This is a genomic window from Achromobacter sp. ISS7, from assembly GCF_056523125.1.
The window spans coordinates 1,871,730-1,891,555 of sequence record NZ_JAWRZD010000001.1 but is presented as its reverse complement, the minus strand read 5'-3'; the positions used below and the strand labels follow the sequence as shown (position 1 = coordinate 1,891,555).

Genomic DNA, 19,826 nt, shown 5'->3' with positions numbered 1-19,826 from the left:
GTACCGACGTTGTCGTACAACATCGCCCGACGGAGAACGGCCGGACGCGGCGAGGCGGGCGGATCGCGAGGACGGACGTCGCGAGCGACAGCGTGCCTGTCCTGCGCACCCGCCAAAAAGAAAAACGGGCGGCTCATCGCCGCCCGTTCCTGGCTTCATTGGCAGCGGATCAGGCCGACAGCACGCCGTCGGTCATGCGCGGCAGGCCGAGCGGATTGGCGCGCTTGAGGCCGTCGGGCAGCAGCGCGTCGGGCAGGTCCTGGTAGCAGACCGGGCGCAGGAAGCGGCGGATGGCGGTGGCGCCGACCGAGGTCGAGGCGGGGTTCGAGGTGGCCGGGAACGGGCCGCCGTGCACCATCGCATGGCTGACTTCGACGCCCGTCGGGTAGCCGTTGGCCAGGATCCGGCCGGCCTTGCGTTCGAGCACCGGCAGCAGGGCGCGCGCGACGTCGGCGTCGGCCTCGTCCACGAACAGTGTCGCGGTCAGCTGGCCTTCCAGGTGCTCGGCCACCGCGCGCATCTGCGCGGCGTCGCGGCACGCCACCACCAGCGAAGCGGGGCCGAACACTTCGGCCTCCAGCTCGGGCGAGGCCAGGAAGCGGGTGGCGTCGGTGCCGAAGACGGCGGGGCCGGCCGCATTGGCGGCGGGCCGCGACGCTTCGCCGCGTCCCAGCGTGGCGACGCTGGCGTGGCCGGCCAGCGCCTGTTCGCCTTGCGTGTAGGCCGAGAAGATGCCCGGCGTCAGCATGGTGGCGGCGCCCTTGGCCTGCACCGCCTGGCCGGCGGCCTGGCGGAAGCGATCCAGCGCCGGGCCTTCGATGCCGATCACCAGGCCGGGGTTGGTGCAGAACTGGCCCACGCCCATGACCAGCGATTCCACGAAGCCCTTGGCGATGGTTTCGGCGCGCGCTTCCAGGGCGGCGGGCAGCAGGAATACCGGGTTGATGCTGGACATCTCGGCGTACACCGGGATCGGCACCGGCCGCGCGTTGGCGGCCGCCACCAGGGCCAGGCCGCCGCGGCGCGAACCGGTGAAGCCGACCGCGGTGATGGCGGGGTGCGTCGCCAGGGCCGTGCCGATTTCGTTGCCGGCGCCGAACAACAGCGAGAACACGCCTTCCGGCAAGCCGTGCTTAGCGACGGCCTGCTGGATCACGCGGCCCACCATTTCGGAGGTGCCGGGATGGGCGTTGTGCGCCTTGACGATCACCGGGCAACCGGCGGCCAGCGCCGACGCGGTATCGCCGCCCGCCACCGAGAACGCCAGCGGGAAGTTGCTGGCGCCGAACACCGCCACCGGCCCGAGCGGCACGTTGGCCAGGCGCAGGTCGGCGCGCGGCAGCGGCTGGCGGTCCGGTTGGGCGGGGTCGACGGTGGCGTCCAGGAAATAGCCATCGCGCACTACCCGCGCGAACAGGCGCAACTGGCCGACCGTGCGGCCGCGCTCGCCCTGCAGGCGGGCCAGCGGCAGGCCGGTTTCCAGATGCGTGCGCTCGATCAGCGCATCGCCCAGCGCCAGGATGCCCTCGGCGATGCTTTCGAGGAATTGCGCGCGGGTCTCGAGCGGCGCGGCGCGGTAGGAGTCGAACGCGGTCGCGGCCAGTTCGGCGGCGCGCGCCACGTCCTCGGCGGTGCCGGCGCAGAAGCCGGGTTGCAGCGGCTCGCCGCGGGCCGGGTCGATGGCGTGCAGCGGCGCGCCAGCGCCCTTCACGGCCTGGGCGCCGATCAACATGTTGCCGGTCAAAGTCATGCAGTCTCTCCGAATGAAAACGCCCCCGGACCGGGGGCGAACAGGTAGGGCGCGAAGCGGGCTTACTGCGGACCCAGCTTGCGGATCAGGGCGTCGAGCATCTCCATTTCCTCGGGATGCAGATCGGTCAACGGGGCGCGCACCGGGCCGGCATCGTGGCCGACCAGCTTGGCGCCGGCCTTGACGATGCTGACGGCGTAGCCGGCGCAGCGGTTGCGGATCTCCAGGTAAGGCAGGAAGAACTCGTCGAGCAGGCGGTTGGTGGTGTCGTGGTCCTGGGCGGCGATGGCGCGGTAGAACTGCATCGCGGTCTTGGGCACGAAGTTGAAGACGGCCGACGAGTACACCGGCACGCCCAGGGCGCGGTAGGCCGCGGCGTAGACCTCGGCGGTGGGCAGGCCGCCCAGGTACGAGAAGCGGTCGCCCAGCTTGCGGCGGATGCGCACCATGGCCTCGATGTCGCCGACGCCGTCCTTGAAGCCGACCAGGTTGGGGCAGCGCTCGGCCAGCTGGGCCAGCTTGTCGGCCGACAGGCGCGACTGGGCGCGGTTGTAGACGATGACGCCGATCTTGACGGACTTGCAGACCTGTTCGACGTGGTCGGCGATGCCCTGCTGCGAGGCTTCGGTCAGGTAGTGCGGCAGCAGCAGCACGCCCTTGGCGCCCAGGCGTTCGGCTTCCTGCGCGTAGGCGATGGCCACGCGGGTCGGGCCGCCTGCGCCAGCCAGGATCGGCACCTTACCGGCGCAGGTGGTGACGGCCGTGCGGATGACGTCCGAATACTCATCGGGGGCCAGCGAGAAGAACTCGCCGGTGCCGCCGGCGGCGAACAGGGCGGTGGCGCCGTAGGGGGCCAGCCATTCCAGGCGCTGGGCGTAGGTCTTGGCGTTGAAGTTGCCTTGCGCGTCGAAATCGGTCACGGGGAAGGAGAGCAGTCCTTCCGAGACGATGGCCTTGAGCTCCTGCGGCGTGGTCATGGGCGGGTTTCCGTAAGTGGCGGGTCACCGCAGGCAGGCGAGCCTGTCGTGCGGATCCAGTTTAATAGGTACGTCATCGTACAACATGATTTTGGTCGATTCAACCAATCTCCTGGCGCACAGCGGGCAGACATTGGGGAAATCCGCAATGTGGACCAAGCCCGTCCAAACGCATAATCGCTCAGGTTGTACGATAACGTATCGCGCGCCGCCTACCGCGACGCCACTTTCGCAGAGGATTCCACCATGCTGCCCGCGGCTGGCCCAGCGCCCGTGCTGATCAAGATTCATCCCGACGACAACGTCGCCATCGTGGCCAATGATGGCGGCCTGGCGGCCGGCGCCGCGCTGCCCGACGGCCTGACGCTGGTCGAGGCCGTGCCGCAGGGCCACAAGGTGGCGCTGCGCGACCTGGCGGCGGGCGAGCCGGTGCGCCGCTACAACGTCATCGTGGGCTACGCCGCGCGCGATCTGCCGCGCGGCAGCTGGGTCAATGAACGCGTCACCACCATGCCCGCCGCGCGCACGCTGCGGGACCTGCCGGTCGGCACGCACAAGCGCGCGCCGCTGCCGCCGCTGGAGGGCTACACGTTCGAGGGTTACCGCAACGCCGACGGCACGGTCGGCACGCGCAACATCCTGGCGATCAGCACCACGGTGCAATGCGTGCAGGGCGTGGTCGAACACGCGGTCGAACGCATCCGCCGCGAACTGTTGCCGCGCTACCCGAACGTCGACGGCGTGGTGGGCATCGAGCACACCTACGGTTGCGGCGTCGCCATCGACGCGCCGGGCGCGGCGATCCCGGTGCGGACCCTGCACAACATCGCCCGCAATCCCAACTTCGGCGGCACCGCGATGGTGGTGAGCCTGGGTTGCGAGAAACTGCAGCCCGAACGCCTGCTGGCGCCCGGCGCGATTCCGATCCGCGCCGGCCAGGGCAGGGCGGGGGACGACGGCGTCGATACCATCGTGCTGCAGGACGACGAGCACGTGGGTTTCGAATCCATGATCGCCAATATCATGCGCACCGCCGAGCGCCACCTGCAGGCCCTGAACCAGCGCCGCCGCGAAACCTGTCCGGTGTCCGAGCTGGTGGTGGGCGTGCAGTGCGGCGGCAGCGACGCGTTCTCGGGCGTGACCGCCAACCCCGCGGTCGGCTTCGCGGCCGACCTGGTGGTGCGCGCCGGCGGCACCGTGATGTTTTCGGAAAACACCGAGGTGCGCGACGGCATCGACCAGTTGACCGCGCGCGCCGCCACGCCCGACGTGGCAGAGGCGCTGGTGCGCGAAATGGCCTGGTACGACGAATACCTTCAACGCGGCAGCGCCGACCGCAGCGCCAACACCAGCCCCGGCAACAAGAAGGGCGGCCTGTCCAACATCGTCGAGAAGGCGATGGGGTCGATCATCAAGTCCGGCACGTCCAATATCGACGGCGTGCTGTCGCCGGGCGAGCGGCTGACGCGCAAGGGCCTGATCTTCGCGGCCACGCCGGCCAGCGATTTCATCTGCGGCACGCTGCAACTGGCGGCGGGCATGAACCTGCATATCTTCACGACCGGCCGCGGCACGCCTTATGGGCTGGCGCAGGTGCCGGTGATCAAGGTCGCCACCCGCAGCGACCTGGCGCGGCGCTGGCACGACCTGATGGATGTGGATGCCGGCCGCATCGCCACCGGCCAGGCCAGCATCGAGGACGTGGGCTGGGAGCTGTTCCGGCTGATGCTGGACGTGGCCAGCGGCCGGCGCCAGACCTGTGCCGAGACGCTCAAGCTGCACAACGCCCTGGCGCTGTTCAACCCGGGTCCGGTGACCTGACGTCTTTCCGGCGGGTCCGCCAGGGGCGGATCCGGCGCAAGCGGCACCCCGGCGCGCGGCGGCGGGGGCTCGACCGGGCCTGCCGCGGCCGGCCCGGACACACGACCTACAACGACAACGGAGACAACATGGATTCAAACAGAAGGCACCTGCTGGCGGGCGCGGCCGCGCTGGGACTGGCGCGCCTGACGCCGGCCTGGGCCCAGGCGGACGCATGGCCGACGCGGCCGGTGCGCATCGTGGTGCCGTACCCGCCCGGCGGCTCGTCGGACATCATCGCCCGCGTGATCGCGCCGCGCCTGGCCGAGGCGCTCAAGCAGACGGTGGTGGTCGAGAACAAGCCCGGCGCCAACGGCAACCTGGGCGCCGGCATCGTGGTGCAGTCGGCGCAGGAAGGCCACACGGTGCTGCTGTGCGATGTCGGCGCGCTGGCGATCAGCCCGTCGGTCTACACCAAGCTGTCGTTCGATCCGTCCAAGGACCTGCGCGCGGTCGGCATGCTGGCGTACTCGCCGCACGTGCTGGCGGTGCATCCGGACGTGCCCGCCAAGACCGTGCCGGAGCTGGTGGCGCTGTCGAAGAAGCAGCGCCTGAATTTTGCCGTCACCGCCATCGGCAGCGCGCCGCACCTGGCGGCCGTGGCGGTGCAGCAGGCCACCGGCGCGCAGTGGGAGTACGTGCCCTACAAGGGCGGTTCGCAGGCGGTGACCGACACCATCGGCGGCCAGACCCAGGTCATCATGAACGGCCTGCTGGCGACGCTGCCGCACATCAAGGGCGGCAAGCTGCGCGCGATCGCGATCTCGAAGAAGGAACGCATGCAGCTGGTGGCCGACATCCCCACGATTTCGGAACAGGGCGTGGCGGGCTTCGAGTCCGGCACCTGGCAGGGCGTGATGGCGCCGGCCAACACCAGCGACAAGACCGCCAACCTGCTGGCCACGCTGATGGGCCAGATCGTCAACCAGCCCGACGTGAAATCGCAGCTGAACGAGCAGGGCGCCGAGATCGTGGTGCGCGATCCGGCGCAACTGGCGCAGTTCTTCAACAGCGAGCGGGCGCGCTGGGCCAAGGTGGTGCAGAGCGCCGATATCCGGCTGGATTGATCCGGGCGGCCGGCACGACCGGCGCCCCAAAAAACCGCGGACCGTGAAGCGCCTGGCGCCGCACGGTCCGCGGTTTTTGGAGACAGCGATCAGTCGGCGGTCGGCGTATCCGACGGCGCCTGGGTCGGCGTGTCCACCGAGGTATCGACAGACGCTTGCAGCGAGGTATCGACAGACGCGTCCACGGACGTATCGGCGGCGGCGGGCGCGGCAGCCTCGGCCTGCGCCGGCTGCTTGGCGCCTTCCGCGGCCGGCTTGCCCTTGTTCGCATTGCCCTTGCCGCCACGGCCGCCGCCCGCCTTGGCGTGGCGGCGCGAGGCCATGCGCTTGGCGTGCTGCGCTTCGTTGGCGGTGACGGCGCCGGCGGGTTCGCCGTTCAGGTCCACGCGCGCGGCGGCCTCGACCATGCAGTCCCAATATCGACGGCCATCACACCAGGTCTTGACGGCCTGCTTGATCTCGTCGGCGCTGAGCTGCAGGGCCTTGGCGTGTTGCACCAGGTCCTCGAGCACGCCCAGCTTGAGCGGCACCTTGGGCGCCGGCTTCTTGGGAAAGGCCTTGGGGAATTGCCGTTGCAGCCGCGAAATGGCGATCAGCACCGGGTCGACCGCCGGCGCCTCGCGTCGCTCGCCGGCCGGCGAACGCGCAGGTTTCTTCCGGGCGGCAGCCGCATCGTCGGACGGACGCGCGGATGGCTTGCGCGACCCCGCTTCGTTGGTGGCCGGACGGGCGGGTTTCTTTTTGGAAGCCGCCTCTTCGGGAGCCTGCTTCAACAGCAGTTCTCGGATTGCGGCGAGCTGTTCTAGACCCATGGTGTGCTGCGACTTCAAATGTTGAAAGCGTGGAGCATAACAGTTGTGGCGGGTCAGATTGAAGTTGCGGCCGTCCGGCGGCCGTCGTAAGCTCGGGGCCACCATGGGGATGCACACGCCGGTTACGTTTACGAGCCCGTCCGCCGCCGCCCGTCGCGCGGTGGCGTGGCTGGCGGCGGCGTTGCTGGTTTTCCAGTCGCTGGTGGCCTCCACGGCGTTCGGCGCGCCCGCGCCGGCGGTGTCCGCCGCGGCGTCCGGAAAGGGCGCCAGCGTCATCCTCTGCACCGCCAGCGGCCCGCGTGTGATGGTGCTGGAGGCGGATTCCCCGGCCGGCCCGTCGGCGGCCGGCCATGACGCCGGGGCCAAGGGCGGCCCGTTGCCGCACTGCTGCGCCTCGACCTGCGCCATGCTGGGCGGGGCTTGCCCGCCCGCGCCGGCCGGCGTGGCCTGGCGCCTGCCGGCCGCGCTGCCGGCGCTGCCCTTTGTGGCCGACGCCGCGCCGCGTCTGCGCGGCGAACCGGCCTGGCTGCCCCAGCAATCCCGGGCCCCGCCACGCGCGGCCTGATGCCGTCTTAGCGCCGCGCTGGCTCGGCATTGCCGGCTCGCCCGCCGTTCACGCGCACGGGATACCGGCCGTGGCGCCCGCCGCGGCCCGCCCTGCGCTCCATTTCCTTCGTGACTGTTCCGCGCGCCTGCCGCGTGTCCCTTTTTCGCCATGCGGCCTTGCGCCGCCTGTTTTCCAGGAGTTCATCATGTTCAAACCCGTTCTGATCGCCGCCACGCTGATCCTGGCCCCGCAATGGGCCTGGGCCCATGCCCACCTGCAGCGCGCCACGCCGGCCGACAAGGCCGAAGTGGCCACGCCGTCCTCGGTGAGCGCCAGCTTTTCCGAAGGGCTGGAGCCCGCGTTCTCTTCGCTGACCGTGCTGGATGCCGCCGGCAAGCCCGCCGTCACGGCCAAGGCGGCGCCGGCGCCCGGCGACGACAAGACGCTGGTGCTGCCCGTGGCCAAGCCCCTGCCGGCCGGCGCCTACACGGTCAAATGGCAGGCGCTGTCCAAGGACGGCCACAAGACCGACGGCGCCTGGACCTTCACGGTCAAGCCTTGAAATGACGTCGTTGTTGCTGGCGTTCGCGCTGTGCCGGGCCCTCGCCGCCGGCGCGGTGGCGGTGTTGTTCGGCGCTGGCGCGATGCTGGCCCTGGGCGGTTCGCCCCGCCTCGGGCTGGAGGCGGAAGCCGCGCTGCGGCGCGTTTTCCGCCTGGCGGGGAGCGTCGGGCTCGCCGCCACGCTGTGCCTGTTGCCGCTGCAGGCCGCCAGTATCGCCGGCGACTGGCACGCGATGCTCGATGGCGACATGCTCGATACGGTGATCCTGCAGACTCGCTACGGCCAGGTCTGGATCGTGCGGGCGCTGGCCACGGCGGCGCTGCTGGGCGTGGTGCTCGGCCTGCGGCCCGGCAGCCCCGGCCTCATCGCCGGGGTCGCCGCGCTGGCGCTGGCGCCGCTGGCCTTGAGCGGCCATGCGGCGATGGACGAGGGCTGGCTGGGGCTGGCGCACGCGGTGAATGACTTCCTGCACGTGCTGGCGGCGGCGTTCTGGCTGGGCTCGCTGCCGGTATTCCTGCTGTGGCTGGCGGCATGGCGGCGGCCGGGATGGCGCCGGGACGCCACGCGCGCGCTGCTGCGGTTTTCGGCCTGGGGGCATGTGGCCGTGGCCGTGCTGCTGTTGAGCGGGGTGGCCAACGCGGTCCTGATCCTCGGTCCGGGGCTGCCCGACCTGGCCACCGGCTATGCGCGGCTGCTGTTGGCCAAAGTGGCGCTGGCGCTGGCCATGACGGCCCTGGCGCTGCGCAATCGTTATCACTGGATCCCGCGCATCCGCTCAGGGCCCGTGCCGGCGCTGCGCGCGATCCGGCGCAACACTGTGTGGGAACTGGCGCTGGGCGCCTTGCTGCTGGCGGTGGTGGGCCTGCTGGGGCTGATGTCGCCGCACTAGCCGGGCGCGGCGGGCATTCAGCCCGCCAGCACCAGCAGCAGCGCCAGGCCCAGCAGGATGGCGAATGCGCCCAGCGCGAACGGCAGCAGTTGCGCGTAGACCGCGCGTTCCTGGCCGCGGCCGTGGGCCAGGCCGGCGGCGATCGACATGCGTATCGGCGAGAAAAACCCCATCGACGTGCCGGACACGTGCAGCAGTGCGGCCGCCGCCGGCAGGCTCAGGCCGGCGTGCAGCGCCAGCGACAGCTGCGACGGCATGAACAGGCTGTTGGGCGCGTTGCCGCTGTTGGCCAGGATGCCGAAGGCGCCGGCCAGGAGCGGCGTCAGCAGCAGCGTCCAGTCCTGCAGGCCGCGGAACAGCCCGTCGGCGAAGGCCTGCGAAATGCCGGCGCCCGCCAGCACCTCGGCCATCATCGCGAACAGGAACACGGACAGCACCGCGTGCTTGCCGGTGTTCCAGGCATGGCGGGCATTGCCGGCCAGCAGGCCGGGCTGGCGGCGCCACAGCGCCATCAGCAGCGCGCCTGCGATCAGCCAGCTGCCGGCGTGCAGGAACGGCGCCCAGGCGGGCAGGTCGGGGTACGGCGCGATCCTGGCCAGCCCCGCCAGGGCCGGGTTCAGCCCCGGCGCCAGGCGGGTCACGACCAGGCAGGCAATCAGCAGGATGTAGGGCAGGGCGCCGCGCGCCGCCGTGCGCAGCTCGGCGCGGCCGGGCCGGCGGTCGAGCACGAAGCGCAGCACGATCAGCGGCCCATAAGCGGCCAGCAAGGCGGTCTCGGGGCCCAGCAGCGCCGTGGCCGCCGTCAGCAGCCCCAGGCAGGCCAGCATCCAGCCGGCTTCGCGGAGGCGTTCGCCCGCCGCCACCGGCAGGCCGGCGCGGCTCGCGGTGCGCCAGAACAATGTCATCCAGACGATCATCAGCAGCGCCACCGGCACCATGCCGACCAGCGCCAGCTGCGCCGCCGGCACGCGCGCATAGGCCGAAGCCAGCAGCGTGCCGCTGCCCATGGCGCCCCAGGGGATCAGGGTCTGGCTCAACAGCGCGAACACCATCAGCTCGCGCGGCTTGAAGCCGAGCGGCCGGATCAGCAGTACCGTGCCCAGCATGCCGACGCCGAAGCCGGTGGCCGACTCCGCGAACGGCCCCACCAGGAAACAGGCGAAGAACAGCAGGCGGCGCCGCGCCAGAGGGTCGGCCGGCGCCTGGGCGGCGCCGTGGCCGGCATCGCCGCGCGCGGCCATTTGCCAGAACAGCAGGCCGCCCAGGATGTAGGGAGTGATGATGGCGCCGATCCACACACCGCGCGCCAGGGCATGGCCGAGTTGCCCCGCGCCGAAGACGCCGGGCGCCGTGAACAGGGCCACGGGCGCGGCCGCCAGCAGGCCCAGCACGGCGGCCAGGGTGGTGTTCAAGCGGCCGCTGGCGATGGCGGCGATGACGATCAGCGCCGGCAGCGACCACAGCAGATAGGTCAGCATGCCGCCGCGAAGCCGCGCAGGATCGATTGGGCGTGCGGGGTGGGCGCCAGCGCGGCGCGCAGGGCGGCGATGTCGTGCCCCTCCGCCGCGAACACGTCCTGGCGCCGCGCCAGGCAGGCGTCCATCAGGCCGGCGGTGAATTCGGGGTGGAACTGCACCGACAGCGCGCGCGGGCCGTAGCGCAGCACCTGGTGCGGATCGTGCGCCGTGCCCGCCAGCACCGTCGCGGTCGCGGGCGGTTGCAGCACGCTCTGCTCGTGCGTCAGGTGCGCCAGGAAGCGGTCGGGCAGGCCCGCCAGCAGCGGATCGGCGGCCGCGGCGGGCAGGCGCTGAACCGCATGCAGGCCGATTTCGCGGCCGCGCGGGTGATAGTCGACCACGCCGCCGAACGCGTGCGCCATCAACTGATGGCCGTAGCAGATGCCCAGCAGCGGCAATTGCGCCGCCATGGCGTCGCGCAGCCACTGCGCGGTGCGTTCGCTCCACGGCTCGCGGTCGGTGACCATGGACCAGGAGCCGGTCAGCACCGCGCCGCGCAGCGAGGCCGGGTCGGGCAGGGTGTCGGTGGCGGCGGGATGGAGCACGGCCAACGGAACCTCGACGCCCTCCAGGGCGGCGGCGACCCAGTCGGCCTGCTCCCCGTGAGTAGCGCGCAGGTCTTCGGGCGGGTGGCCCATTTGCAGGATGGCGAGCGGTTTGTGCGGCATGTCGGTGGCGGAATCGGCGCGGCCCGGACCGGGCCCCGCGCCATGATGAGGCCAGCGCGGTCATTCATCAATATGAAAAACCGCCTATCTGCTATGAGCCAGGATGATATCGCCGGGGCGCCGGCCAATGGCCGCCTGGCGCCCCGGCGGACCCGGCTTCAGGCGGCGGCGGTTTCCGCCTCCGTGGCGCCGGCGCCCACCGGCGCCACGGCCCGATGCGGCGGGCGCGCCAGCCCGAGATGCTGGCGCAGCGTGGCGCCCTCGTACTCGCTGCGGAACAGGCCGCGGCGGCGCAGTTCCGGCAGCGCCAGCTCGATGAAGTCGTCCAGCCCGCCCGGCAGCCACGGCGACATGATGTTGAAGCCGTCGGCGCCGTCCTCCTCGAACCATTGCTGCAACTGGTCGGCCACGCTTTGCGGCGTGCCGACCACCTGCTGGTGGCCGCGGGCGCCGGCGATGCGCAGGTAAAGCTGGCGGATCGTCAGGTTGTCGCGCCGCGCCAGGTCGATCAGCAGCTGCTGGCGGCTCTTGCCGCCGTTGGTCTCCGGAATGTCGGGCAGGGGCCCGTCGACCGGATAGCCCGACAGATCGAAGCCGCCGATCATGTTGGACAGCAGCTGCACGCCGACGACCGGATGGATCAGGTCCTGCAGGCGCGCGAATTTTTCCTCGGCCTCTGCCTGGGTGCGGCCGATCACGGGGAAGATGCCGGGCATGATCTTGATATCGTCGGGATCGCGGCCATACTCGACGGCGCGGCCCTTGATGTCGCGGTAGAACGCCTGGGCCTCGTCGAAGGTCTGGTGCGCCACGAAGATGACCTCGGCGGTGCGCGCCGCCAGGTCGCGTCCGGCGGGCGAGGCGCCGGCCTGCACCACCACCGGGCGGCCCTGCGGCGAGCGCGACACGTTCAGCGGCCCGCGCACCGAGAAATGCTCGCCGCGATGGCGCAGCGGATGCAGCTTGGCTGGGTCGAAGTACTGGCCGCTGTGCTTGTCGCGCAGGAAGGCGTCGTCCTCCCAGCTATCCCACAGCCCCAGCACCACGTCGTGGAACTCGGCGGCGCGGGCGTAGCGGCGGGCGTGCTCGACGTGCTCGTCCAGGTTGAAGTTCTGCGCCTCGCCCTGGCCGCTGGAGGTCACCAGGTTCCAGCCCGAGCGGCCGCCGCTGATGTGGTCGAGCGAGGCGAACTTGCGTGCCACGTGGTAGGGCTCGTTGTAGGTGGTCGAAACGGTGGCGATCAGGCCGATCTTCTCGGTCACGGCGGCCAGCGCCGACAGCAGCGTCAGCGGCTCGAAGTGGTCGCTGCGGGCGGTGCGCGACAGCGACGCCAGATCGGTGTTGCGCACGCCGACCGAGTCGGCCAGGAAGATGGCGTCGAACTTGGCGGCCTCGGCGCGCCGCGCCAATTCGGCGTAGTGGCGGAAATTGACCGGCGCGTCGGCCTGGGCGTCGGGATGGCGCCAGGCGGCGATGTGATGGCCGGTCTGCATCAGGAAGGCGCCGAGCTTGATCTGGCGCGGGGAACGGGTCATGGGGATGACTCCAGCAATGGGGTGGCCGGCAACGCTGCCGGGGATCGGAACGGGAACCTCACCAGGCCATGCGCAGCGAGGCCAGCGAGGGCAATGCGGGCACGCCGGTGGTGGCATCCACGCCCAGCGGCGGGCTGTCATCGGCGGGCGCGCCGTCCGGTTCCAGGAAGTCGGACAGCACGTCGTCGCGCAGCCTGATGAAGCGCGGGTCGCTGCGGTTGCGGGCATGCGGCAGCGGCACGTCGACGATGCGGCGGATGCGGCCGGGGCGCGGCTGCATGATGACCACCCGGTCGCCCAGGTAGACCGCTTCCTCGACGTCGTGCGTCACCAGGATCATGGTGATGCGCTCCTTCTGCCAGATGCGCTGCAGTTCGGCCTGCAGGCGCGCGCGGGTCAGCGCGTCGAGCGCGCCAAAGGGTTCGTCCAGCAGCAGCACGCGCGGCCGGTTGACCAGGCCGCGCGCGATCGCCACGCGCTGCGCCATGCCGCCGGAGATCTGGTGCGGGTACGACTGTTCGAAGCCCTCCAGCCCGACCAGGGCGACGTGCTCGGCCACGCGGTCGCGCTTTTCGGTGCTGGAAATGGCGGCGTTGCGCAGCCCCACCGCGATGTTCTGCGCCACCGTCAGCCACGGGAACAGGCGGTGGTCCTGGAACACGATGCCGCGTTCCGGGCCGGTGCCGCGCACCGGTTCGCCGCCCAGCGTGATGGCGCCCTCATAGGTATCGTCCAGCCCCAGGATCAGGCGCAGCAGGGTGGATTTGCCGCAGCCGCTGGCGCCGACGATGGAAACGAACTGGCCGGCGGGGATGTCCAGGTCCACGCCCGTGAGCACCTGCAGCACGCCGCCTTCGGCCTGGGCGCTGGGATAGCGCTTGCCGACCGCCTGCAGCGACAGGTCCAGCGAAGAATGTTGAGCCATGCTTGAGTCTTCCTGCGGTTATTGGTCCTGCCCGCGCAGGCGCGCGAGCCGGCGTTCGGCCACGCGGGCCAGGGCATTCATGAGCCAGCCGATCACCCCGACCACGAACATGCCGAAGATCACCAGGTCCATCTGGAAATGTTCGCTGCCCTCGATCAGCAGGTTGCCGATGCCGACGCCCGCCACCAGCAGGTATTCGGCGCCGATGGTGGCCAGCCAGGAATAGATCAGCGCCAGGTAGACGCCGGTGAAGATCGCGGGCGCGGCGGCCGGCAGCACCACCTGGGCGAAGGTCTGCCAGCGGCTGTAGCCGTACACCCGCGCCACCTCCAGCAGCTTGGGCGGCGCGTTGCGCACCCCGTCGCAGGTGTTGACCACCACCGGCACCAGCGCTGCCAGCGACAGGAACACCACCTTGGCGGTGTCGCCCAGCCCGAACCACACCGAGATCAGCGGAATCCAGGCGAACAGCGAGATCTGCTTGAAGGTGTTGAAGCTGGGACCGACCAGCCGGTTGAACAGCGGCGACAGGCCCAGCAGCACCCCCAACACCAGGCCCGACACGGTGCCGATGGCGAAGCCGGTCAACTCGCGCCCCAGGCTCGCGCCCAGCGCTCGCCACAGCTTGCCGCCGACGATCTGGTCGGCCGCGGTGGCCAGCACCTTGCCGGGCGAGACCAGCAGGGCCGAGTTCACCAGGTCGGCGCGGGCCAGCAGCCACCACAGGGCGATGGCGGCCACCGGCAGCGCCAGGCCGCGCCAGCGGCCGCCGCCGCGCACGGCCAGCGGTTGCGCCAGCGCCAGTTCGGCGGCGTCGCGCGAGGCGGGCGTCGGGGCGCTCATGGCCGCACCTGCGCGGTGACGGCGGCGCCGCGGCGGCCGTGGATCAGGCGGGTCTCGGCCCAGTCCAGCAACCGGTCGATGGCGTAGCCGATGGCGCCCACCACGATCACCGCGGCCATCACCAGGTCCAGCTGGAACAACTGGCGGCCGTAGACGATCAGGTAGCCCAGGCCTTCGCTGGACGCCACCAGTTCCACCACCACCAGCGACAGCCAGGCCTTGGTGAAGCCCAGCCGCAGCCCGGTGAACAGCGTCGGCAAGGCCAGCGGCACGACCACCTCCAGCACCTCCTGGCGGCGGCTGTAGCCATAGACCCGCGCCACTTCGCGCAGCGCCGGGCTGGCCTGGCGAAAACCCTGCAGGGTGTTGAGCGTGACCGGCACCAGCGCCGCCTTGGCAATCAGGATGTACTTGAGCGGTTCGCCGATGCCGACGATCAGCAGCACGAACGGCAGCCAGGCCAGCACCGGGATCTGCACCAGCGCGTTGAAGGTCGGCAGCACGTAGGCTTCGAGCCGGCGCGACAGGCCCATGGCCGTGCCCAGCAGCAGGCCCAGCAGGCTGCCCAGCGCGAAGCCGACCAGCACCCGCTGCAGGCTGGCGCGGGTGTTCAGCCACAGGTCGCCGCTGGTGGCCAGGTCGCGCAGGGTGTCCCAGACGAAGGCGGGCGGCGGCAGCACCTGCGGCGAGATCCAGCCCTGGCTGGCGCCGGTCTGCCACAACGTCAGCAAGGCCAGCGGCAGCAGCCAGGGCGCGGCGGTCCAGGCCGCCTGGCGCGCCCAGGCCGGCGCCGGGGCCAGGCGCGGCAGGGCGGAGGAAGAGAGGGAAGACAAGGCCATGGCGGCGCTCCGGTCAGCGCGCGGCGGCCTGGGCCGGCCCGGCGACCGGCTTGCCGGCGGCGTCGAACGCGGTCCAGTAGCGCTCCAGCCCCTGCGCCTTGAGCGCGTTCTGCAGATAGCGCGGATCGAACCAGCCGTCCAGCGAGACCTCGCGGCGGATCAGCTTGAGCTTGGCGGCGTCGGCCACCACCGCCTTGTAGCGGGCGATGATGAAGTCGTCGATCAGCGGCGAATTGCGCGCGGCCAGGTCCTGCTTGTCGAATTCGGCCGCCCACGAGGCGTAGGGCACGCCGCTCTTTTCCCAGATCTTGAACAGGGCGTCGCGGTTCTTCTCGTCGGACGACCATTGCGCGGCGCGCACGAACACGTCCACCAGCTTCTGCACCTGGGCCGGATTCTCGCGCTCGAAGTCCTCGCGCACCAGCAGCGAGGCCTGGCGCGTGTAGGCGGGGTCCTGGCCCTGGGTGCTGTAGATGACCTTGGCCAGGCCCTGGTCGCGCACCTTGAACCACTCGTAGCCGCCGAAGGCCGCGTCCACGCCGTTGGACACCAGCGCGGCCTGGGCGCTGCCCGCGTCCAGGTTCACCCCCTTGATGTCGCGCTCGGCCAGGCCGTGCGCGGCCAGCACGTTGATCGCCACCAGGTGGCCGTTGGTGCCGCGGAAGATCGACACCTTGCGATCCTTCAGGTCTTCGATGGACTTGAGCGGCGAATTCGGCGGCGCCACCAGGTACAGGTTGTTGCGCGCGCCGCTGACCAGCAGCAGCTTGGTCTTCAGGCCGTTGGCGCGGCCCACCACCTGCGGCAGGTCGCCCTGGTAGGCGAAGTCGATCTGCTTGTTCGACAGCGCCTCGTTGACGGCCGGGCCGGCGCCCTTGAAGAACAGCCATTCGACCTTGACGCCGTCGGCGGCGAAGGCCTGTTCCAGCCACTGGTTGACGCGCACCACGCCGCCCGGAGAGCCGCCCCAGGTGATCGGGTCGCCGCCGCCGGCCGTGGCCACGCCGACGCGGATCACGTCGGCGGCCCGGACGCTGCCGCCCCACGCCGCCAGGGCCACCAGGCCCAGCGCGGCAACGCGTTTACTCAGGATCATCAATGACTTCATGGAAAGACTCATTCAGAAAAGGATCGGGCAACCGGCCGGCATCACGCCGCCCGGCGGTCAGGCAAACAACGGCGGGCGGGATCAGGCGGCCGCGCGCGCGGGCGCGGCGGCGGCGAGCTTGCGCTCGATGGCGGTGCCCTGGAAGAAGGCCGGATTGGCCTCGGTGTAGAAGCGGTAGGGGTTGCCGAACACCAGCGCCTTGAAGTCCTGCGCGCTGATCACGCCCTGTTCGACCAGGTCCCAGCTTTCGGCCAGCGGCGCGGTCAGGTCGGGCACGTCCCAGTGGCCGATGTCCGAGGACCAGATGGCATTGATCTTGACGCCGAGCGGGTTGACCTTGTCGTTGAAGGCCGCCGCCACGGTGCGGTCGTCGGATTCCGAGCCAAAGTAGAAGCTGTCGACCCAGCGCTTGCGGATGTCCTCGACCGATTCGATGCCGGCGGCGGCGAAGTCGTCCAGTTCGTCCGGATGCGGGTCGCGGCTGTGCGGCAGGGCCGAGATGCCCAGGCTGTCGCGCAGCAGTTGCTGCGGGTCGATGTCGCGGCCGCGGATGAAGTCGGCGCCATAGCGCTGGAACAGCTCGTGCAGCAGCGCCACGTCGGCGTTGGCCGGGTTGTAGTTCTGCACCGCCGCGCGGTTGCGCTTTTCCCAGCGGTCCACCAGATGGGTGTAGACGTGCGAACCCCAATCGGCGCCGCCTTCCAGCAGCGCCACGCGCAGGTTCGGAAAGCGCCGCGTGACGCCGCCGAAGAACAACGCCTTGGCGAAGGCCTGCGAGCCATCGGCGAAATGGCCGATGTGGTTGAACATGTAGTTGCTGATCGACTGGCGGCCGGTCCAGCCCTGGCTGCCGTAGTGGGTGGTGACCGGCACGCCCAGTTCGACCACCTTGGCCCAGAACGGGTCGTAGTCGTACTCGCTGTCGATGCCGTAGAAGTCGATGTAGCTGGCTTGCTTCGAGATCTCGGGATGGTCGGCGGCGGGATACTTGCGCGCGATCGCCTTGATCGGGCGCTTCACGCCGCCGGCGATATTGATGACCTTCAGCCCCAGGGTCTTGACCGCGAACTCAAGCTCCTCGATGCCTTCCTGCGGGGTGTTCAGCGGGATGCCGGCCACCGGCGTCAGGCGGTCGCTGTATTTGCGGTACTGGTCGGCGTGGAAGTGGTTGATGGCGCGGTGCAGCGGCTGGCGGAATTCGTCGCCCGCGGCCAGCGGCGCCAGCACGTCGTTGGGGAACAGCACGGAGTAGTCCGCGCCTTGCTCGGCCAGGCGCTCGTTGAGCAGCTCGGGCAGGGTGTAGGTGGCCAGGTCCAGCGTGTTGCGCGTGACCCGCGCCCACCAGGGCGAGCGCAGGGTGCGGTTGTCCTGGCGCTCGGCCGGGGTCTGCTGGTACCAGTCCTTGCCTCCGCTCCTGGTGGCGAAGCGCGAGCCCAGCGCCTTGCGCAGCGCGTCCACCAGCTTGCCGCCGCCATAGTGTTGGACGTAGTCCTCCAGGACCGGCGCGTAATCGTTGACGTGCACGTCGGTGTCGATCACCGGGAAATCCAGGGTCGCCTTGACGGCGGCGGACCGTGACGCGTGGCTCGGGTGCAAAGGCTGGTTCATGCTGGCGCTCTCCGTGGGTCATGTCGCGAGGCGCAGGGGAAGTCCCTGCTTGCCTGGCAAACATTACGGGAGCGCCGCGCGGCGCCCAACGAAGGATTGGTTGTTTAGTTGTGCGTCATGACCAAATAACCGCGCGGCGGTGCCGGCATCAGCTGCTACGGCGCGCCGTCAGCCACTGCGACGGCAGCAGGGCATGGTCGACGATCCGCACTTCGCCGATGCTGCCGAAGAAGCCGTCGGCGCGCGCGCCGTCCCACGATCCGGCGCCGATCACCCAGGGCATGTTGGCCGCCAGCGTCGCCAGGCCCGGCGCGTCCGAGGTGTTGCGCAGCACCGGCGCGCCCTCGACGTACAGGATGGTCTCGTGGGTGGTGTTGTCGTTGACGATGGCCACGTGCATCCACTTGTCGGCGATGATCTCGCCCGACCAGTTGGTCTTGGCGTCGCGGGCGCCGGTGCGCTCGGGCACCACTTCCCACTGGATCTCGCGCAGGCTCGAGATGGCGAACAGCAGCGGCGGCGATTCGGGGTCGCCGCCGTTGAAGCCGGGCAGGCTGCCACGTTTGCCGTCGCGCGTCATGATGTTCATCCACGCGTGCTTCTGCGCGGTCCAGTCGCGGTCGATCTTGATGAAGGCTTCGACGGTGTAGCCGTTGGGCACCGTCTCGGCGTTCAGCGCGGCCGTGGTGGCGGTGGTGAAGTAGCTCATGCGCGGGGTGTTCTTGTCGGTATTCAGGAAGCGCACCGAGCCAGGGGCCGCCGACAGGTAGTGGTGGTCGTTGGACCACACCACGTCACCCAGTTGCGCGCCGACCACGCCGTCGATGTTCAGCGCCGCGCGGCTGACCGGGTTGTTGCCGGTGCGGTCCTGGACCACCTGACCGACCGGCACCGGCTGACCGTCGGCGCCGCCGAAGAAGCGCCAGTGCGCCAGCGTGCCGGACACCTGCGGGTAGTCCTCGCTGTCGGCCGCGGGTTTCTGGGTGGTGGTGGCCGGGTCGGTGTAGTTGGCCAGGATCAGGGCGCGCGCCTGTTCGACCAGCGACGTGTGCGTGGGCGCGGCGGCCTTGAAGTCCTTGTTGAAGCGGGCGAAACGCTTGGCGAAGTCCATCTTGATGGTGAATTCTTCGTTGGCGCCGGTCAGCACCGCCTGGTCGAAGGCGTTGAGCGTGGCCCGGGGCTTTTGTGGCACCCACGGCGAGAACGACAGCACGCGGATCTCGTTGTCGGTCAGGTCGAACTCGTAAAGGCGCATCAGGCCGTTGCCGCCCTGGTAGGCCATCTGGTAGTCCACCACCATTTCCTCGACCGGATTGCCGAAGGCGTTCATCTTGGTCAGGTGCGCCGCGCCGTGATAGTGGCCGTTCAGCGTCATGAAGATCTGGTCGTTGTCGCGGATCAGCTTGTCCCACAGCATCAGGCCATAGGGCACTTCGAGCGGGGTGACGCCATCCTTGTCGATGTTGAGCAGTTGGTGGTTGACCAGGATCACCGGCAGCGTCGGATTGGCGCGGATCACCTGGTTGGCCCAGGCCAGCCCGGCGTCGGAGATGCGCCACGACAGCGACAGCACCATGAACTTCTGACCCTCGGCCTGGAAGATGTGATATTCGTGGAAGCCGCTGGGGTCGCGACCGCCAAAGGTGGCCTGCTTGCTGGCGCGGTCGGCGCCAAAGGTCTGCAGATAGGGTTCCGCGGCCAGGTTGCGCTGCGCGTCGGTGGCGCTGGCCTGGCTGCTGGGGTCGACGTAGTCGCGGTCCAGGATCACGTCGTGGTTGCCCGCCAGGATCGAGTAGGGCACCTTGGCGTCTTCCAGGATCTTCATGGCCTTGCTGGCCACGGTCCACTGGTCGGGCTTGCCCTGCTGGTCGACCACGTCGCCCAGGTGGATCAGGAACGGAATATCGAGCGACCTGGCGTTGTCGGCGACCCATTGGGTCTGGGCCTTGTACGGCTCGCTGCCGTACTTGCGCATGAACTGCTGGTTCTCGGCGTCGGTGGCGTAGCGCGAATAGAACTGCGTGTCCGGCAGCACCGCGACGGCGAAGCTGGAGATGTTTTTGGGCGGCGGCGGCGCGGGTGTGGGGGGAGCCGACGTGTCGTCGTCCTCGTTGTCGCTGGCGCAGGCCGAGAGCAGCAGCGAACCGCCCACGGGCATCAACGTGGCCCCCAGGCCGGCCTTCAGCAGGCTGCGCCGGCGCGGATCGGCCGCCACCGGAAGATTGTTGTGGGTCTCGGCAAGCTCATGATTGCCGTCATGTTTGTCGTGCGCCATCTGTACCGCCCATGGGTCGAAAAAGTGGGAAGCTTAGAAACGCC

17 protein-coding genes are annotated in these 19,826 nt (G+C 70.2%); 5 read left to right on the top strand and 12 right to left on the bottom strand.

The window, feature by feature from the left end; translation table 11 throughout:
• Window positions 1–169: 169 nt before the first annotated feature.
• Together AC1HFW_RS08650 and kdgD are read right to left on the bottom strand one after the other, a co-directional pair.
• The gene (locus AC1HFW_RS08650; protein ID WP_479282751.1) at window positions 170–1,750 is read right to left on the bottom strand and encodes an aldehyde dehydrogenase (NADP(+)); all 1,581 of its coding nucleotides are present in this window, start codon (window positions 1,748–1,750) and stop codon (window positions 170–172) included.
• Between the two features lie 62 nt (window positions 1,751–1,812).
• On the bottom strand, window positions 1,813–2,727 hold the full coding sequence (kdgD, locus tag AC1HFW_RS08645) for a 5-dehydro-4-deoxyglucarate dehydratase (RefSeq protein ID WP_061071187.1): 915 nt from the start codon (window positions 2,725–2,727) through the stop codon (window positions 1,813–1,815).
• 246 nt (window positions 2,728–2,973) lie between these two features.
• On the opposite strand from kdgD, the gene garD reads away from it, so the two are divergent.
• Window positions 2,974–4,548 carry a galactarate dehydratase gene (gene garD, locus AC1HFW_RS08640; protein WP_116520929.1) on the top strand — a complete coding sequence of 525 codons (1,575 nt, stop codon included), beginning with the start codon at window positions 2,974–2,976 and terminating at the stop codon, window positions 4,546–4,548.
• Window positions 4,549–4,676: 128 nt separating this feature from the next.
• Window positions 4,677–5,654 (top strand): Bug family tripartite tricarboxylate transporter substrate binding protein, encoded by a 978-nt coding sequence (locus AC1HFW_RS08635; protein ID WP_061071189.1) that lies wholly within the window; start codon window positions 4,677–4,679, stop codon window positions 5,652–5,654.
• An 89-nt stretch (window positions 5,655–5,743) separates the two neighbouring features.
• On the opposite strand, the gene AC1HFW_RS08630 is transcribed toward AC1HFW_RS08635, so the two are convergent.
• Entirely contained in the window at window positions 5,744–6,466 is a 723-nt protein-coding gene (locus AC1HFW_RS08630) for a ProQ/FinO family protein (protein WP_479282747.1), read from the bottom strand.
• Window positions 6,467–6,575: 109 nt separating this feature from the next.
• On the opposite strand from AC1HFW_RS08630, the gene AC1HFW_RS08625 reads away from it, so the two are divergent.
• The 3 genes from AC1HFW_RS08625 to copD all read left to right on the top strand — a co-directional run bounded on the left by AC1HFW_RS08625 (window position 6,576) and on the right by copD (window position 8,464).
• Window positions 6,576–7,031, top strand: a complete 456-nt coding sequence (locus AC1HFW_RS08625) for a hypothetical protein (protein ID WP_241074862.1) — start codon at window positions 6,576–6,578, stop codon at window positions 7,029–7,031.
• 187 nt (window positions 7,032–7,218) lie between these two features.
• Window positions 7,219–7,575 carry a copper homeostasis periplasmic binding protein CopC gene (copC, locus tag AC1HFW_RS08620; protein ID WP_006395099.1) on the top strand — a complete coding sequence of 119 codons (357 nt, stop codon included), beginning with the start codon at window positions 7,219–7,221 and terminating at the stop codon, window positions 7,573–7,575.
• A 1-nt stretch (window position 7,576) separates the two neighbouring features.
• Window positions 7,577–8,464 carry a copper homeostasis membrane protein CopD gene (gene copD / locus AC1HFW_RS08615; RefSeq protein ID WP_006395098.1) on the top strand — a complete coding sequence of 296 codons (888 nt, stop codon included), beginning with the start codon at window positions 7,577–7,579 and terminating at the stop codon, window positions 8,462–8,464.
• A gap of 17 nt (window positions 8,465–8,481) precedes the next feature.
• Here copD and AC1HFW_RS08610 read toward each other — a convergent pair whose 3' ends face one another.
• From AC1HFW_RS08610 to AC1HFW_RS08570, 9 genes are all read right to left on the bottom strand, one after another.
• Window positions 8,482–9,942: a hypothetical protein gene (locus tag AC1HFW_RS08610; protein ID WP_479282744.1), complete on the bottom strand. Its 1,461-nt coding sequence runs from the start codon at window positions 9,940–9,942 to the stop codon at window positions 8,482–8,484.
• The gene (locus tag AC1HFW_RS08605; protein ID WP_479282742.1) at window positions 9,936–10,649 is read right to left on the bottom strand and encodes a glutamine amidotransferase; all 714 of its coding nucleotides are present in this window, start codon (window positions 10,647–10,649) and stop codon (window positions 9,936–9,938) included. Before AC1HFW_RS08605 ends, AC1HFW_RS08610 begins: the two co-directional genes overlap by 7 nt.
• 158 nt (window positions 10,650–10,807) lie before the next feature.
• Window positions 10,808–12,184, bottom strand: coding sequence for an LLM class flavin-dependent oxidoreductase (locus tag AC1HFW_RS08600; protein ID WP_006395095.1), 1,377 nt, complete (start codon window positions 12,182–12,184; stop codon window positions 10,808–10,810).
• Window positions 12,185–12,242: 58 nt separating this feature from the next.
• Window positions 12,243–13,109 carry an ABC transporter ATP-binding protein gene (locus AC1HFW_RS08595; RefSeq protein ID WP_479282740.1) on the bottom strand — a complete coding sequence of 289 codons (867 nt, stop codon included), beginning with the start codon at window positions 13,107–13,109 and terminating at the stop codon, window positions 12,243–12,245.
• A gap of 18 nt (window positions 13,110–13,127) precedes the next feature.
• Window positions 13,128–13,952, bottom strand: a complete 825-nt coding sequence (locus tag AC1HFW_RS08590; protein WP_479282738.1) for an ABC transporter permease — start codon at window positions 13,950–13,952, stop codon at window positions 13,128–13,130.
• Entirely contained in the window at window positions 13,949–14,791 is an 843-nt protein-coding gene (locus AC1HFW_RS08585) for an ABC transporter permease (protein WP_192579573.1), read from the bottom strand. The genes AC1HFW_RS08590 and AC1HFW_RS08585 overlap by 4 nt, the downstream gene beginning before the upstream one ends.
• Window positions 14,792–14,804: 13 nt before the next feature.
• The gene (locus AC1HFW_RS08580) at window positions 14,805–15,899 is read right to left on the bottom strand and encodes an ABC transporter substrate-binding protein (RefSeq protein WP_479282737.1); all 1,095 of its coding nucleotides are present in this window, start codon (window positions 15,897–15,899) and stop codon (window positions 14,805–14,807) included.
• 81 nt (window positions 15,900–15,980) lie between these two features.
• Window positions 15,981–17,507, bottom strand: coding sequence for an amidohydrolase family protein (locus AC1HFW_RS08575; RefSeq protein WP_479282735.1), 1,527 nt, complete (start codon window positions 17,505–17,507; stop codon window positions 15,981–15,983).
• Between the two features lie 148 nt (window positions 17,508–17,655).
• On the bottom strand, window positions 17,656–19,782 hold the full coding sequence (locus AC1HFW_RS08570) for a laminin G domain-containing metallophosphoesterase family protein (RefSeq protein WP_479282733.1): 2,127 nt from the start codon (window positions 19,780–19,782) through the stop codon (window positions 17,656–17,658).
• Window positions 19,783–19,826 lie beyond the last annotated feature (44 nt).

Bases quoted from the DNA above. Each gene is read 5' to 3' on its own strand.
- copD (WP_006395098.1), top strand. From the start codon at position 7,577: ATGACGTCGTTGTTGCTGGCGTTCGCGCTGTGCCGGGCCCTCGCCGCC.
- AC1HFW_RS08590 (WP_479282738.1), bottom strand. From the start codon at position 13,952: ATGAGCGCCCCGACGCCCGCCTCGCGCGACGCCGCCGAACTGGCGCTG.
- AC1HFW_RS08600 (WP_006395095.1), bottom strand. From the start codon at position 12,184: ATGACCCGTTCCCCGCGCCAGATCAAGCTCGGCGCCTTCCTGATGCAG.
- AC1HFW_RS08610 (WP_479282744.1), bottom strand. From the start codon at position 9,942: ATGCTGACCTATCTGCTGTGGTCGCTGCCGGCGCTGATCGTCATCGCC.
- AC1HFW_RS08635 (WP_061071189.1), top strand. From the start codon at position 4,677: ATGGATTCAAACAGAAGGCACCTGCTGGCGGGCGCGGCCGCGCTGGGA.
- AC1HFW_RS08595 (WP_479282740.1), bottom strand. From the start codon at position 13,109: ATGGCTCAACATTCTTCGCTGGACCTGTCGCTGCAGGCGGTCGGCAAG.
- AC1HFW_RS08570 (WP_479282733.1), bottom strand. From the start codon at position 19,782: ATGGCGCACGACAAACATGACGGCAATCATGAGCTTGCCGAGACCCAC.
- kdgD (WP_061071187.1), bottom strand. From the start codon at position 2,727: ATGACCACGCCGCAGGAGCTCAAGGCCATCGTCTCGGAAGGACTGCTC.
- garD (WP_116520929.1), top strand. From the start codon at position 2,974: ATGCTGCCCGCGGCTGGCCCAGCGCCCGTGCTGATCAAGATTCATCCC.
- copC (WP_006395099.1), top strand. From the start codon at position 7,219: ATGTTCAAACCCGTTCTGATCGCCGCCACGCTGATCCTGGCCCCGCAA.
- AC1HFW_RS08630 (WP_479282747.1), bottom strand. From the start codon at position 6,466: ATGGGTCTAGAACAGCTCGCCGCAATCCGAGAACTGCTGTTGAAGCAG.
- AC1HFW_RS08580 (WP_479282737.1), bottom strand. From the start codon at position 15,899: ATGAAGTCATTGATGATCCTGAGTAAACGCGTTGCCGCGCTGGGCCTG.
- AC1HFW_RS08575 (WP_479282735.1), bottom strand. From the start codon at position 17,507: ATGAACCAGCCTTTGCACCCGAGCCACGCGTCACGGTCCGCCGCCGTC.
- AC1HFW_RS08625 (WP_241074862.1), top strand. From the start codon at position 6,576: ATGCACACGCCGGTTACGTTTACGAGCCCGTCCGCCGCCGCCCGTCGC.
- AC1HFW_RS08650 (WP_479282751.1), bottom strand. From the start codon at position 1,750: ATGACTTTGACCGGCAACATGTTGATCGGCGCCCAGGCCGTGAAGGGC.
- AC1HFW_RS08585 (WP_192579573.1), bottom strand. From the start codon at position 14,791: ATGGCCTTGTCTTCCCTCTCTTCCTCCGCCCTGCCGCGCCTGGCCCCG.
- AC1HFW_RS08605 (WP_479282742.1), bottom strand. From the start codon at position 10,649: ATGCCGCACAAACCGCTCGCCATCCTGCAAATGGGCCACCCGCCCGAA.